We start from the raw sequence: 14,397 nt of genomic DNA on the forward strand, positions 1-14,397 counted from the left end.
ATGCGCGGACGATTCATCACCCTGGAAGGCGGAGAGGGTGCCGGTAAAACGACATTGATCAAGGCGCTGACCGAAAAATTGCGCTCATCCGGCCTCGACGTCGTCGTGACCCGCGAACCGGGCGGAACGCCCGGCGCGGAAATATTGCGCGAAATTCTGCTGACCGGTACGACTGATCGCTGGTCGCCGATGACGGAAGCCCTTTTGATGTATGCGGCGCGAGTCGACCATGTCGAACGGCTGATCGCGCCGGCACTGCAGCGCGGCACCTGGGTTTTGTCCGACCGTTTTGCCGATTCCACCACTGCCTATCAGGGCGCAGCCGGCGGCGTGCCGATCGAGCGGATCAAGCTGCTGCATCAAGCGGCGCTCGGTAATTTCAAGCCCGATCTGACGCTGATCCTCGACGTCAATCCGCAGATCGGGATTGAACGGACGATTGCCCGCGGTGAGGATGCGACCCGGTTCGAACGTTTCGACCCCGGCTTTCACGGCCGTCTGCGCCGCGCCTTTCTCGATCTCGCCGATGACGATCCGGAACGCTGCGTGGTCATTGATGGTAGCGAGACGGCTGAAAACGTGTTCCGCCGCGCTGTCGATCTGATTGATACGCATCTGGAAGCAGGCTTGCAGTGAGCACCGACCCCGATCTCGGTTCCGACGTACAGCCCGGCTGCCTCGCGCCGCGCCAAAATTATGACCTGTTCGGGCATGAGGCGGCCGAGACCGACCTTGCCACCGCGCTCGCCAGCGGCCGCATGCACCATGCCTGGCTTATCACCGGTCCGCGCGGCGTCGGCAAGGCAACATTCGCCTGGCGCGCGGTGCGGCGTGTTCTGGGCGCCTCGGCGGCCCCGCAATTCGGTGCGCTCGGCGCCAGCCCTGCCGATCCGGTCTGCCAATTGATCGAAGCGAATGCCTGTGCGGATCTGCTTTTGCTGCGCCGGCCATGGGACGACAAGCGCAAGCGCTGGCGTGGTGAAATCACCGTCGAGGAATCCCGCAAGGCGCCGCATTTCTTCGAGAAGAGCGCCCATGCCAATGGTGGGTGGCGCGTCTGCCTGGTCGATAGCGTCGATGAAATGAACCGCAATGCCGTCAACGCCTTGCTCAAAACGCTTGAAGAGCCGCCACAAAGGGGCGTGATTCTGCTCGTCGCCCATTCGCCCGGTCGCTTGCCCGCGACGATCCGGTCGCGCTGTCGCACGCTGGTGCTACGGCCGCCAGAGGTCGAGGCGACCGCTGCCTGGCTGGTCGAACAGGGTGCTGCCAATGATCTGCCGACGGCGATGGCCGCCTCGCGCCTGGCCGGCGGTGCGCCCGGACGGGCCTTGGCTCTGTGCGCTTCAGGCGGCGTCGAGCTGGCGAGCCAGGTGGATGCGATTGTCGCGCGCGGCGCTGCCGCCAGTGACAGTGATGTCCGAGCCCTGGCTGAACGCGTGTCCCGCAAGGGCAGCGAGGGCCTTCGCTCGGTCTTCTACACGGCTCTGTCGAATGCGATCCACGCCGCCGCCCGCGCTCAAGCGGAAAACCAGGTTGATCCAATGCCTTGGCTGAAGGCTTGGCGCGAGGTCAATACGCTGGCCGGTGAGGCCGACGGCCTTTATCTCGACCCGAAACAAACCGCGCTGGCCGCGTTGGGCTATGCCCGCGACGCCGCGCGCCAACAAAGCGTTTGAGCCTGACCATGCTTGTCGACAGCCACGTCAATCTGCACGGCGAACACTTCGCCGATGATCTCGATGCGGTGATCGAGCGTGCCCGCGCCGCCGGTGTCGCACGCATGGTAACAATTTGCTGCCAATTAGCTGATTTCCCTGCAGTTTCAGCCATTTCTGAGCGCTATGATGATATCTGGTGCTCGGTCGGCGCCCATCCGCATCACGCCAAGGATAGGCCCGATATCACCAGCGACGAATTGCTCGAAATGGCGCGCCATCCAAAAGTCGTTGGAATCGGGGAAACGGGGCTGGATTTTCACTATAATTACAGCGGGCGCGAGGATCAGTTCGCCAGTCTGTCCGCCCATATCGAAGCGGCGCGGCTCAGTGGTTTGCCGCTGATCCTGCACTGCCGCGAGGCCGATGAAGCGATGGCGGATTTGCTCGAGGATGAAATGGGGAAGGGGGCCTTCAAGGCCCTGCTGCACTGCTATACCGGCGGCGCGATGCTGGCCCGGCGCGCGGCCAAGCTGGGCTGCTGGTTTGCCGCGTCCGGCATTATCACCTTCAGGAAAGCCGATGATGTCCGCGCCGTGTTTCGCGATGAAGTGCCCGACGACAAGGTGATTATCGAGACCGATTGCCCCTATCTCGCGCCGATGCCGCATCGCGGTCAGCGCTGCGAGCCCAGCTTTCTGCCCGCCGTCGCCGCTGGGCTCGCCACAGTCAAAGGCTGGAGCGAGGCGGAGTGCGCGACGCGGACAACGAATAATTTCTTCGATCTGTTTGACCGGGTGCCGCGGCCATGAACGGTGTCACGCGTTTGACGATCCTGGGCTGTGGATCCTCCGGCGGCGTGCCGCGTTCCAATGGCGATTGGGGCATGTGCGATCCTGCCAATCCGAAGAACCGCCGTCGGCGCTGTTCGGCCCTGATCGAACAAGCCGCCGATCTCGCGGCGCTGGAGGCCGGGCAGGCTGTGACCCGCGTGGTGATCGATACCTCGCCGGATTTCCGCGAACAAATGCTCAGCGCCAAGGTTCCGCGCCTTGATGCCGTGCTGATCACCCATGATCACGCCGACCAGACCCACGGCATCGATGATTTGCGCGCCTTTGCTCTGTTGCAGCGCCAGCGCATGCCGGTCTGGATGGACGCCGCGACGGCAAAAACGCTGACCAACCGCTTCAGCTATGCCTTCAAGGCGCGGCCGGGATCGCCTTATCCCGCCATTCTCGATCAGCACGCCATGCCGGATTTCGGGACGGAGCTGGTGATTGATGGCGCCGGCGGTCCGATTGGCATTATTCCATTTGACCAGGAACACGGCTCGATCCGCTCGGTTGGCTTTCGGGTCGGCGCGCTGGCGTATTCCGCTGACATCAGCGCATTGCCGCAGGCCAGCGCCGATGTGCTCAAGAATGTCGGCTGCTGGGTGGTTGATGCCTTGCGTGAGGAACCGCATCCGACGCACTTCGGTGTCCCTGACGCCTTGCGCGAGATCGAGCGCGTAGGCGCTAAAGCCGCCGTGCTGACCAATTTGCACATTACGCTCGATCACGACGCTCTGAGCACGCGTCTGCCGGCTACAGTCAGCTGCGCCCATGATGGAATGCGGATTTTAGCCGTCGGGGATGAAATTCGCTTTGAGGGCGGTTGAACGCGGATTGCCGTGATTTCACGAGATTACTGATCCCGTATTTCTCATAATATTTATTATGCGCCATATTGATATCCAAAAACCGACCAATCCGTCTCAGCCCTATTTCGGTTCTGGTCGTGAAAACATCAGCCTGCGGTCGATAGCTAACAGTACGCCTCCCGCAAGTAAAAGCGGAACGCCGCGCGTCAATTGATGCTCTGGCGTCAGCGCCTCGATGATGGTGACGTGGCCTGTCAGGCCGAATGCGTCATTGGAAAGCCCGTGTGCAAGGATAGCCGGCCACAGGCTACCGCCGCAACGCATCATCCCCCAGCTGGCAATCAACGACACGGCGATCGTGCCCAACAGGAAGCTCGGCAGATAGGCCAGCGCATATTCAACCACGCCAAGCCGCTCGATCACGCCAGTCGTGACGTCGCGTGGCAGGTGCCAGAGACCCCATGCGATGCCCACAATCAGCGCCGCCAGCGCCGGCGAATAGCGAATTTCCAGCTGTGGCGATGCAAAACCGCGCCAACCACCCTCCTCCAACAAAGCGCCCTGATCGAGCAAGGCCGACAGCAATACCGCTGGGAATATAGTCAAAAACCCAGCTGTGGCAGGCGCAGTCAGCCCCGGTGTAGCCGAGCCTTGGCCGAGCGCAGCCGACCCTGCCAGAGCCAGCAGGCACAAAGCGATGACGGCGAAATAGGCCAGGACCGAGCCCTTAATCGTCGCTCCGGCTCCGATGGGCGAGAACCGCTTGAGCCATTGCTGCAACGCGCCCGAACGGTCGGGCCAAATCACCATTGTTGTCAGTCCAGCCAGCAGCGGTGCTGCCGAGCCGAGCAGCAAAAGCCAGAGCCCCGGCTCGACAGCGGCGAGCCTCACCATGTCGACCAGGCTGGATGTCCATGGGATTCCAGTCTGCGCGGAGGCAGCCCTCCCCATGCGCTCAAAATCCATCAATCCACCGCCGGCCAGCAAATCGATCACCGGAATCACACCGAGCCAGGCAAAACACAGAAAATAAAAAGTCAATAGTTTCCGCATGATATTCCGCTCTCTGAATTCAAAAGCTTCGGTACGTCGGGTGTTAATTTTATTGGAGCTTGAAGTATCCCGGCGTGCCTTTCCAGTTAATCCTCGGCCATCCCGGTCATCGGGCATCGAATTTCCCACCCGATCCGGGCTAGGCTGGCGCATCACCAGCCAATCGAGTCGCTTTCGCCATGACCCAAACGCCAGACGCCGCCCTCGTTCCGATTGACCGCTTGATTGAGATCATGGCGTGTCTGCGCGATCCGGCCAGTGGCTGCCCTTGGGATCTGGAGCAGGACTTCAAATCCATCGCCGCATACACGGTGGAGGAAGCCTATGAAGTCGCGGATGCCATCGAGCGCGGGCAATATGACGAACTCAAGGACGAGCTCGGTGATCTTTTGCTCCAGGTCGTCTTCCATGCCCGCATGGCGCAGGAAGCCGGCCTGTTTGACTTCGACGGGGTTGCGGCCGCGATCAATGACAAGATGATCCGGCGTCATCCGCACGTGTTTGGCGATGCGGTTGAGCGTGACAGCGTGGCGCAGACTGTCGAATGGGAGGCGCAAAAGGCGCGCGAACGAGCCGCCAGCCCCAAGGGCGATGGCGTTCTGGCCGATATCCCCCTCGCCTTGCCGGCCGTCAAACGGGCCCAGAAACTGCAGGCGCGCGCGGCACGGGTCGGGTTTGATTGGCCCAATGCCGAGCAGGTGTTCGATAAAATCGACGAAGAGATCGGCGAGGTCAAAGCGGCGATTCGGTTAAATGATCCGGAAGAAATCGCCGAGGAAATTGGGGATTTGATGTTTGTTTGCACGAATTTGGGCCGCAAACTGAATGTAAACGTCGAAGCCGCAACGCGCAGTGCCAACGCCAAATTCGAGCGCCGTTTCAACTATATCGAACGCCGTCTCGCGGCCAAGGGCCGGCGGCCGGACGATGCGTCACTGGAGGAGATGGAAGCGCTCTGGGATGAAGCGAAGCAGATCGACAAGGCCAGCAAGAACCGCCCCGCTTAATAGTCCTCGGTTTCCAGCGGCGGCAGAAAGCCCGCCAGCTCGGGAAACAGGGCTCTGAAACGGCCGGCATCGGAGGGTGACAATCGCACCCGCATCGTCGTCTCGCCGGTTTCGCTGTCCATCGTATCGCCGACAACTTCGCCATGCTGGTGCAACCAGGCCAAAGCTTTCGCCTGGTGCGGTGCCAAGAGCAATTGCAGGATCTCGGAATCGGCAGCCAGTGCGGTCTCGATGGCGGTGAGCAAGGCTTCAAGCCCGGTGCCGTCAACCGCGGACGTTGCCAGCTTTACCGGCAGGCCGGCCTTGGTATTGGCAATCTCGAGCCTGAGCGTCACATCATCATTGGCCTCGGCATCGAGGCGATCAATCTTGTTCCAAGCCTCGATCATGCGCTGATCATGATCCGGTCCGGCTTCGATTTCGTCGAGCACGCTTTCGACATCGCCGATGCGGCCGTCGCGGTCGGGATCAGAAGCATCGATCACGTGAACCAACAGATCAGCCTCACGCACTTCTTCCAAGGTCGCGCGGAATGCGGCAATCAGCTCGGTCGGCAGATCGGTGATGAAGCCGACCGTGTCCGAGAGTAAAACCTTGGTGCCGCGCGGCAATTCCAGCGCCCTCACCGTCGGATCGAGCGTGGCGAACGGCATGTCCTGCGCGAGAACATCCGCGCCGGTCAGGCGATTGAACAGGGTCGATTTGCCGGTATTGGTATAACCGACCAAAGCGATGACCGGGATCGGCACTTCCTGGCGCTTGGAGCGGTGCAGATTGCGGGTCCGGCGCACCTCGTCGAGCGCACGGCGCAGCTTGACCATCTTGTCGTCAATGATGCGCCGGTCGGTTTCGATCTGGGTTTCACCGGGGCCGGACATGACCCCACCGCCGCCGCGCTGGCGTTCGAGGTGTGTCCAGGTACGAACCAGGCGCGATCGCTCATAGGAGAGCCGCGCCAGTTCAACCTGCAGACCGCCCTCCTTGGTGCGGGCGCGCTGGCCGAAGATTTCGAGGATCAGCCCGGTGCGGTCAATGACCTTCACATCCCAGGACTTCTCGAGATTGCGCTGTTGCACCGGCGAGAGGCTGGCATCGACGACGGCCACGCTTGCTTCGCCAGCGACGATCCGCTCGCGCAATTCTTCAACCTTGCCGGATCCGAAATAGCGCGAGGATTCAATCTTGCGCAGAGGCGTAACAAAAGCTTCGGCCACGACGAGGTCGAGCGCCTCGGCCAAGCCACAAGCCTCCTCCAGGCGCGCTTCGGAGCGTGCCAGTCGATCCCGGGTGACGGGATGAATAATAATGGCGCGGATAGGTGGCGCCTCGCGTTCAATCAATCGGTGAAGCTCTCGGGCTCTGCTTCGTCATCATCGGTCCGCTCGGCCTCGAACAGAGAGACCGGCTGGGCTGGCATGATGGTCGAAATGGCGTGCTTGTATACCAGCTGCGATAAGCCGTCCCGGCGAAGCAGGACGCAGAAATTATCGAACCACGTTACCACACCCTGTAGCTTTACGCCATTGATGAGAAAAATGGTCAGCGGCGTTTTCGTCTTGCGCACTGAATTGAGGAAGACGTCCTGAAGGTTTTGTTTTTTATCTTGAGACATGTTTGCTCCGCGTGCACCGCACCATAATAGCGATTCGGCTGTCAGCCTATACAAGGCAAGGCCTTAGCTGCAACCGCCCCGTTGCAACCGCCCGACCTAACAAGCGGTTCAGGCGCTGTCGAGATAAGCTTGCCGCAGCGCTGTCGCGACCGAACCCGGCGCACCATTGCCAACCGGCCGGCCGTCGATCCGTACGATGGGCGTGACATAGGAGGTGGCAGAGGTCATGAAGGCCTCGCGCGCCGACACCGCCTCGTCGACAGAAAACGCTCGCTCTTCAATCACATAACCGAGTTCTTCAGCCTGTCTCATCAAACTTGCGCGGGTGATGCCGTGCAAAATGCCCTGGTCGGCCTGGCGCGTCACCAGGCGGCCGTCCGCTGTGACGATCCAGGCATTGGTCGAGCTACCTTCGGTCACAAGCCCGCTGCTATCGACAAGCCAAGCCTCGACAGCGCCCGCCTCGATGGCGGCCTGCTTGGCCAAGACATTGGGCAAGAGATTGACGGTCTTGATATCGCAGCGACCCCATCGCAGGTCGGGCGTGGTGATGACCCCTACCCCGGCATCGGCGCGGAGCTGGGCGGCCACCCTGTCCAGCCGCTTTGAGGTCAAGACGAGTGTCGGGCGTGTTCCGGCGGCCGGAAAGGCATGATCACGGCGGGCGCGGCCACGCGATATTTGCAGATAAACCAGGCCGTCACGCAGGCGGTTGCGCCGTAAAAGCTCGCCGATCAATAACTGATAGCCAGCGCGTGATTTCGGATTGGCAATGCGCAATTCGCCGAGCGAACGCTCAAGACGCGCGAAATGCCCATCGGCATCGAGCAATTGGCCGTCGCGCACGCTCCAGACCTCATAAATCGCATCGCCAAATTGAAAGCCGCGATCCTCGACATGGACCACCGCCTCGTCATGGGGCAGGAAACGCCCGTCTACATAGGCAAAACGCGTCACTGGCTCACTTCCTGATAAACAGTGCCCACACGGCCGCCAAGGCCGCCAGCACTTCCAAACGCCCCAAAATCATGGCCGGAATGAGGACGAGTTTCGCCGCGTCGGTCATCATCTCCCAATCCCAGCCAATCGCCGCTTCCTGATAGAGCGGCCCGATATTCGCCAGCGCCGCAGCCATGGCGATAAAGCTATGTTCGAAGTCGAGCCCGGCCAAAGTCAACAGGACGGTGCCAATTCCCAGCGCAAACAGGAATGCCAGGACATAGGACCAGATCGCGATCAGGGCCCGATCCGGAGCCGGCCGGTCGCGAAACTGCATCGACTGCACGATTGAAGGATCCGCCAGCCGCGCCAGCTCGGCCCCCATCCGCTTCCATAGCAGCATGATGCGGGAGATTTTGATCCCGCCCGTCGTCGATCCGGCAGCACCCCCGATCATCGCCATGAAAATCGCGGCCACCAAAACCGGCATCTCGGCAGCACCATAGGCATAGCCGCTTGTGGTGACGACAAACACTGATCGGGCCAGGTCCTGAAAGACATCTCCCGGGCTGGCGAGAATGAAGAAGCCAGCCAGCACCGCCACCATGATACCCAGACCGGCCAGATCCGGATCGCCCCAGGCTTTGCGGTCGCGCAAGGCATCCCAGAATAGTGACAAGTTCACCGCCCCGATCAGACAGCCCCCCATCACCAACAGGACCGAGACGGCGCCCAGATGCGCCTCCAACCCGCCAGAGAAAGGCGCATAGCCACCGGTCGAGATTGAGCCGAAGGCCAGAACAATCGCCGGGAAGGCGCCATTGCCCGCCAGCACCAGCCCGAGCCAGATCACGCTCGTCAGCACGGAATAGACCAGGAAAATCCGCGATGCGGCGATGCGCAGATGCGAGAAGACGTCATCGGGCCGGATCGTTAGCAGGGTCGAGCGGCGTATCGCCGGAATCTCGCGATCAAGCGCGGCGAAAACGGCGATTGCCAGCAGGACCGTCGCAAATCCGCCCAACCAGGACAGGACGGCGCGCCACAGCACCAGCGAGCGGGGCAGATCTTCCGGCGGCAGCAGGATGGCACCGGTCGTGGTCACCGATGAATAGGCCTCGAACAGGGAATCGACTGGGTCGAAATAGCCCGACAGGAAGAAGGGAACTGCCGCCAGCAAAGGGATGGTGATCCAGGCCAACAGGCCCAGAACCAATGCGTCGAGCGCACTCGCGCCGCCGGGCATGCTGCGTGTCGCCGCCAGGACGAGGAAGCCTGGTACGAGACCGAGAACGGTCGTCACCCCAAACAGCGGAGCGAGATGCCGTTCGCCCAGCCCGAAGGCCGCCAACCCGACGAGGGCAGCCACCAGCCCAAGGGCGACCCAGAGCGCTGCGAGCGGGCGAAGAAGCGCGGCCAGGGACATGGCGGCTAGAAATATTCCAAGCTGACCCGAAACAGGTGTTCGACCTTCGGGATCAGAGCGGTATTGCAGAACAGCAATACGCGGTCATTTTCGCGGATCCGGCCCTCGTCACAAGGCAAGATGACTCGATCACCACGCACGACAGCGCACAGCGCCACGCCATCGGGCAGCTCCAGCGTGTCGAGCGATTTTCCGACCAGTGGTGATGTTGACAGGGCGATGCCCTCAAGCGCTTCGGCCAGTCCGCCACCGAGGCTCTGCAGACCGGTAATCCGGCCACGGCGGATGTGCTGCAGGATGATCGAGACGGTGGTTGCTCGCGGATCGATCAGCACGTCGATACCCAGCGCTTCGCGCAGCGATTCAAACGCGCGTTCATTGACCAGGCTCAGGGCCCGCTTGGCGCCCTCGCGCTTGGCCATGACCGCGGACAGCAAGTTGACCTTGTCGTCATTGGTGACGCAAACGACGAGCTCGGCATCGGGAACGCCGGCTTCACGCATCAGCCGGGCATCGAGTCCATCGCCGTGCAGGACAACGGTTTTCTTGAGCTTCTCGGCGGCAAATTCCGCGTGTTCCTTGCTGGCTTCGACCAGCCGCACCTTGACGCCGTCGGCCCGTTCGAGCGCGCGGGCGACATAAACGCCGATATTGCCAGCTCCGATCACCACGACGCGGCGAATTTTTTCAGCGCTGCGGCCGAAAATATCGAGCATGCGTTTGACATGCGCGCTCTCGGTGACGACATAAACGTCATCGCCCGCCAAGAGCGGATCGGTCCGTTTCGGGATGAATAGGGTCTGTTCGCGCTGCACGCCGACCACGGCGACGCGCAGATCGGGAAATAATTCCATCAATTGTTCGGTCGTCGAACCGGCGACGGGCGAATTCTCGTCCAGCCGCAGACCGAGCAATTGTACCCGTCCGCCGGAGAAGACGGCGGTGTTGAAGGCGCCCGGCGTCTCGACCCGTTGCAGGATGGCGCGTCCGACCTCCAGCTCTGGCGAGATCACGACATCGACCGGCAGATTGCCGGTGCTGAACAGATCACCCCAAGCCGGGTCGAGATAGTTTTGGGCCCGTACCCGTGCGATCCGCATCGGGGTGTTGAACAGGGAATGGGCGACCTGGCAGGCGACCATATTGGTTTCGTCAGAATGGGTCACGGCGACCAGAAGATCGGCTTCTGCAGCCCCAGCCCGTTGCAGCACGTCAGGATGGGAGCCGTGCCCGACCACGCCGCGCACATCCAGCTCGGTGACGACACTGTCGATCAGCCGCGGTGACCAGTCGACCACAGTCACCGCATTGCCCTCGCGGGCCAGGGCGCGGGCAATCCCGACGCCGACCTGCCCTGCTCCGCAAACGATCGCCTTCATGATGTCCTGTCCGTTGGCCCGCTCGCTGCCGGCTCACGCAGATTGCCGCCGACGCTGAGTGATTTCAATTTCCGGTGCAGCGCCGAGCGCTCCATCCCGATGAATGCCGCAGTTCGCGAGATATTGCCACCGAAACGGTCGATTTGAGCGCGCAGATATTCACGTTCGAAATTCTCGCGCGCTTCGCGCAGCGACAGGGCAATCATCTTCTCCGCGTCGAAACCGGCTTCCGTCGAGTCGCGGGTCACGACTTCTGACGGCAACGAATCCAGCGTGATCGGTGCCGATTGTGACCCCGTCGCCAAGATTAGCAGGCGTTCGATATTATTGCGCAACTGACGCACATTGCCCGGCCAGCCGTGCGCCTGGAGCGCTGCCATCACATCGTCGCCAAACTCCCGTCTCGGCAGGCCCGCCGAATGGGTCAGGCGGCCGACAAAATGGCCCACGAGTTCGGGGATATCCTCGCGCCGATCGGCCAGAGGCGGCACGACGACCGGGACGACGGCCAGGCGATGGTAAAGATCCTCGCGGAAGGCGCCCGCCTCAATCCGGGTGCGCAATTCCTGCGACGAACTGGATATGACGCGGACATTGACCATGACATCCGCGGCCCCGCCGATGCGGCGGAAGCGCTGTTCGACCAGCAGCCGCAGCAGTTTCGACTGGGTCTCGCGCGGCATGTCGGCGATCTCATCGAGAAACAGCGTGCCGCCATGGGCGCGTTCAAGCAAACCGACCCGTTTGATGCTGCCATCCGCATTCTCGCGGCCGAACAATTCTTCCTCGAACTCGTCGGGCGACATGCCCGGCGCGCTGACGGCGACGAAATCAGCACCGGCGCGGGGTGATTTTTCGTGTATCAGACGCGCGACCAATTCCTTGCCAGCGCCCGAGGGCCCCTTGATCAGAACGCGGCTATTGGTCGGCCCCACCCGTTCGATCAATTGTCGCATCTGGACGATCAGAGTCGAGGTTCCGATCAACGTGTCCTGGACATCGCTGCGGGCGCGCAATTGCGCATTTTCAGACCGCAAGCGGCTGGTCTCCAACGCCCGTGACAGGGTCAGCAGCAGCTTGTCACTCTTGAACGGCTTTTCGATGAAGTCATAGGCGCCCTTGCGGATAGCCGCCACGGCGGTCTCAATCGTGCCGTGGCCGGAAATGACGATGATCGGCAGATCGGGATCGATCGCGCGAAACTCATCAAGCAATTCAAGCCCGTCCAGACGGCTTCCCTGCAACCAGACGTCAAGGATGATCAGGGAAGGCTGACGGGCTTGAAATTCCTTCAATGCGCCGTCGGAATCGGCCGCGCCGCGCGTCTCATAGCCCTCATCCTCGAGCAGACCACCAATCAGGTCCCGGATATCCGCTTCGTCATCCACAATCAGGATGTCACGTGCCATCGGTCAGGCCTCCATGTCAGAATTTAATTTGGGCGCAGTGTCATCAGCCAGCGGGAAGACCAGGCGGACAACGGCACCGCGTCCGCTCTCCGGCAGGCCGAGCTCGAGCCGGCCTTTATGGTCTTCCATCACGCGCTTGACGATGGCCAGGCCGAGGCCCGTGCCCTTTTCGCGCGTGGTCATATAGGGTTCGGTCAAACGTTCGCGATTGGCAGTCGGCCAGCCGAGCCCGTTATCGCGCACTTCGATAACGGCAAAGCCTTCCTCCTCGCGCAGCTCGACGCGGATCGTGCCGGGCTCGCCCCCGCCGGCATCGGCTTCGACCCGGGCGATGACGCTCTCGGAGGCATTCTTGAGGATATTGGCCATCGCCTGACTGGACAGACGTGCGTCGCACAAGGCGTAGATCGGGCTTTCCGGCCGCTTGAAACTGGTATCGACCGTCGGTGAAGCCACCCGCCGGGCAAAGGTCGCGGCTTGGGTAAGCTCACCCATCTCTACCGGTTCGACTTTCGGTTCAGGCATGCGCGCGAAGGAGGAAAATTCGTCGACCATGCGGCCGATATCGCTCACCTGACGGATAATGGTGTCGGTGCAGCGGTCGAAGGTTTCGACATCGGAGACGATTTCCTTGCGGTATTTGCGCTTGATCCGCTCAGCAGAGAGCTGGATCGGGGTCAGCGGGTTCTTGATTTCGTGCGCGATCCGCCGCGCGACTTCGCGCCAGGCCGCATTGCGCTGGGCGGTGACGAGGCGGGTGACGTCGTCAAAAGTGATGATGAGACCAGCCTCTTCATCCATCGTCGCGCGCGCCGAGAGATAACGGACCTGTTCGTCGCCGCTATTGAGGTCGATCTGCGCCTCGGCGACATAGCCGGGCCGGCGACGCGCCTGTTCAACGATTTCACTGAGTTCCGGGGCGACATCTTCGAGCCGCGCGCCGACCAGATCATCCGTGCCCGGGCCGAGATGACCAACGGCGGAGCGATTGATAAGCCGGACCCGGTTTTCGCTGTCGACGCCGACCACGCCGGCGCTGACCCCAGCCAGAACAGCTTCGATAAAGGCCCGTCTCTGCTCGGATTCTGCGTGCGAAGCGATCAGTTCACGGCGCTGGCTGCGCAATTGCCGCGTCATCCGGTTGAACGCACGGCCAAGCGCCGAGATCTCGTCATCCTCGCGGCCCATCTGGACGCGGGCGTCGAGGTCGCCCCGGCGCACCCGCTCGGCCGCTGAGACCAGACGGGAGATCGGCGTCACAACCCGCGTCGCCGCCGACAATGCCAGCCAGAGCGACCCGATCATGATCAGTGCCACCACTTCGGCGTAGAGCAGGAAGAAGACGACCCGCGCTTCACCTTCATGCTCGCGCACGGAGCGCAGCGATTCACTGGCATTCAGGATCTCGCGCCACAGGCTCATATCCATCTCACGCGAGACGTAGAGATAGGCGCCCTCATAATGTTCCAGCTTGAACAGCATGCGCATCGCATCGGCGCTGCCTTCGATGCCGGCGCGGTTGGCGAAGAGCGGCCCGGTCGTTCCGACACCGCCCTCGTCGGCGCCTTCATATAGGTCGGGCGTTGGCGGAATATAGACTTCGTTTGCGCGAAATTCGGTTTCCGCGAGCCGGGCACCGCGGGCGTCAACGATATAGGCGGCCGCCAGAAGCGAGCGTGCTACATAGTTGGAAAACACAGTGTTGTATTGGATCCGGCTGGAGGTGAAGAGCGTCGCGGCTTCTTCATTATCAATTGCGTTGACGAGCGCGGTCAGCCGCGTTCGCGTCACATTGGCCTCTTGGTAATAAACGTCCTGCGCGGTGCGAGACGCGGTCTCGACAAAGCTGCTGACGCGCTCGCCGAACCAGTATTCGACACCGCGGGTCAGGATCAGTCCGAGAAAGAAGGCTGCGAAAATCGCCGGAGCTGTTGCTGCCAGGGAAAACAGACCGACAAAGCGCAAATGTAGCCGCGGCGCCGGCTCGCCAAAACGCCGTCCGCGCACCCGACGCCGCAAGCGGATGAAGACGATCGAGGCGAGCGCGATCAAGAGCAGAAGATTGCCGACCAGAATCGCCAGCGTCAGCCGGTCGCCCGGTTCGAGCACCGCTCCATCGCCCAGGATGGCGATCGATGTCAGGATCACAATCGCCAGTGATAGCAGGAAACCGATGCCGAAAAGCGCCGCCGAGCGTGGCGACACATTCTTGATCAATGGCGCTGACTGAGACGCTTTCAACCGCTTTTCCTTTGGCCTGTTGCGGTAT

At 61.8% G+C, this 14,397-nt stretch carries 13 protein-coding genes; 5 read left to right on the top strand and 8 right to left on the bottom strand.

Translation table 11 applies throughout. The features are described from left to right. The 4 genes from tmk to AAC029_RS06115 are packed head-to-tail and all read left to right on the top strand — an operon-like array spanning position 1 to position 3,321. A complete protein-coding gene (tmk, locus tag AAC029_RS06100; protein WP_339745153.1) occupies positions 1-636 on the top strand; it encodes a dTMP kinase in 636 nt (211 codons plus the stop codon). Then, positions 633-1,679: a DNA polymerase III subunit delta' gene (locus AAC029_RS06105; RefSeq protein ID WP_339745155.1), complete on the top strand. Its 1,047-nt coding sequence runs from the start codon at positions 633-635 to the stop codon at positions 1,677-1,679. The genes tmk and AAC029_RS06105 overlap by 4 nt, the downstream gene beginning before the upstream one ends. A gap of 8 nt (positions 1,680-1,687) precedes the next feature. After that, complete coding sequence (locus AAC029_RS06110; RefSeq protein WP_339745157.1) at positions 1,688-2,470, top strand: TatD family hydrolase; 783 nt, start codon at positions 1,688-1,690, stop codon at positions 2,468-2,470. After that, entirely contained in the window at positions 2,467-3,321 is an 855-nt protein-coding gene (locus AAC029_RS06115; protein ID WP_339745160.1) for an MBL fold metallo-hydrolase, read from the top strand. Before AAC029_RS06110 ends, AAC029_RS06115 begins: the two co-directional genes overlap by 4 nt. Positions 3,322-3,423: 102 nt before the next feature. On the opposite strand, the gene AAC029_RS06120 is transcribed toward AAC029_RS06115, so the two are convergent. Next, positions 3,424-4,473, bottom strand: coding sequence for a CPBP family intramembrane glutamic endopeptidase (locus AAC029_RS06120; RefSeq protein WP_339745162.1), 1,050 nt, complete (start codon positions 4,471-4,473; stop codon positions 3,424-3,426). A gap of 62 nt (positions 4,474-4,535) precedes the next feature. Here AAC029_RS06120 and mazG point away from each other — a divergent pair, with 62 nt between their 5' ends. Further along, positions 4,536-5,363 (top strand): nucleoside triphosphate pyrophosphohydrolase, encoded by an 828-nt coding sequence (gene mazG, locus AAC029_RS06125; RefSeq protein WP_339745164.1) that lies wholly within the window; start codon positions 4,536-4,538, stop codon positions 5,361-5,363. On the opposite strand, the gene hflX is transcribed toward mazG, so the two are convergent. From hflX to AAC029_RS06160, 7 genes are all read right to left on the bottom strand, one after another. After that, the gene (gene hflX / locus AAC029_RS06130; RefSeq protein ID WP_339745166.1) at positions 5,360-6,703 is read right to left on the bottom strand and encodes a GTPase HflX; all 1,344 of its coding nucleotides are present in this window, start codon (positions 6,701-6,703) and stop codon (positions 5,360-5,362) included. The two genes, mazG and hflX, sit on opposite strands and share 4 nt — an antisense overlap. Beyond that, the gene (gene hfq, locus AAC029_RS06135) at positions 6,700-6,975 is read right to left on the bottom strand and encodes an RNA chaperone Hfq (protein WP_339745168.1); all 276 of its coding nucleotides are present in this window, start codon (positions 6,973-6,975) and stop codon (positions 6,700-6,702) included. The genes hflX and hfq overlap by 4 nt, the downstream gene beginning before the upstream one ends. A 108-nt stretch (positions 6,976-7,083) precedes the next feature. After that, positions 7,084-7,932: a D-amino-acid transaminase gene (locus AAC029_RS06140; RefSeq protein ID WP_339745171.1), complete on the bottom strand. Its 849-nt coding sequence runs from the start codon at positions 7,930-7,932 to the stop codon at positions 7,084-7,086. A 4-nt stretch (positions 7,933-7,936) separates the two neighbouring features. Next, the gene (locus AAC029_RS06145; protein WP_339745174.1) at positions 7,937-9,340 is read right to left on the bottom strand and encodes a potassium transporter TrkG; all 1,404 of its coding nucleotides are present in this window, start codon (positions 9,338-9,340) and stop codon (positions 7,937-7,939) included. 5 nt (positions 9,341-9,345) lie between these two features. Then, entirely contained in the window at positions 9,346-10,719 is a 1,374-nt protein-coding gene (gene trkA / locus AAC029_RS06150) for a Trk system potassium transporter TrkA (protein ID WP_339745177.1), read from the bottom strand. Continuing rightward, on the bottom strand, positions 10,716-12,128 hold the full coding sequence (locus AAC029_RS06155) for a sigma-54 dependent transcriptional regulator (RefSeq protein WP_339745179.1): 1,413 nt from the start codon (positions 12,126-12,128) through the stop codon (positions 10,716-10,718). Before AAC029_RS06155 ends, trkA begins: the two co-directional genes overlap by 4 nt. 3 nt (positions 12,129-12,131) lie before the next feature. Continuing rightward, a complete protein-coding gene (locus AAC029_RS06160) occupies positions 12,132-14,369 on the bottom strand; it encodes an ATP-binding protein (RefSeq protein ID WP_339745181.1) in 2,238 nt (745 codons plus the stop codon). Positions 14,370-14,397 lie beyond the last annotated feature (28 nt).

Origin of the sequence: uncultured Maricaulis sp., from assembly GCF_963975345.1 — a bacterium.
GTDB lineage: Bacteria > Pseudomonadota > Alphaproteobacteria > Caulobacterales > Maricaulaceae > Maricaulis.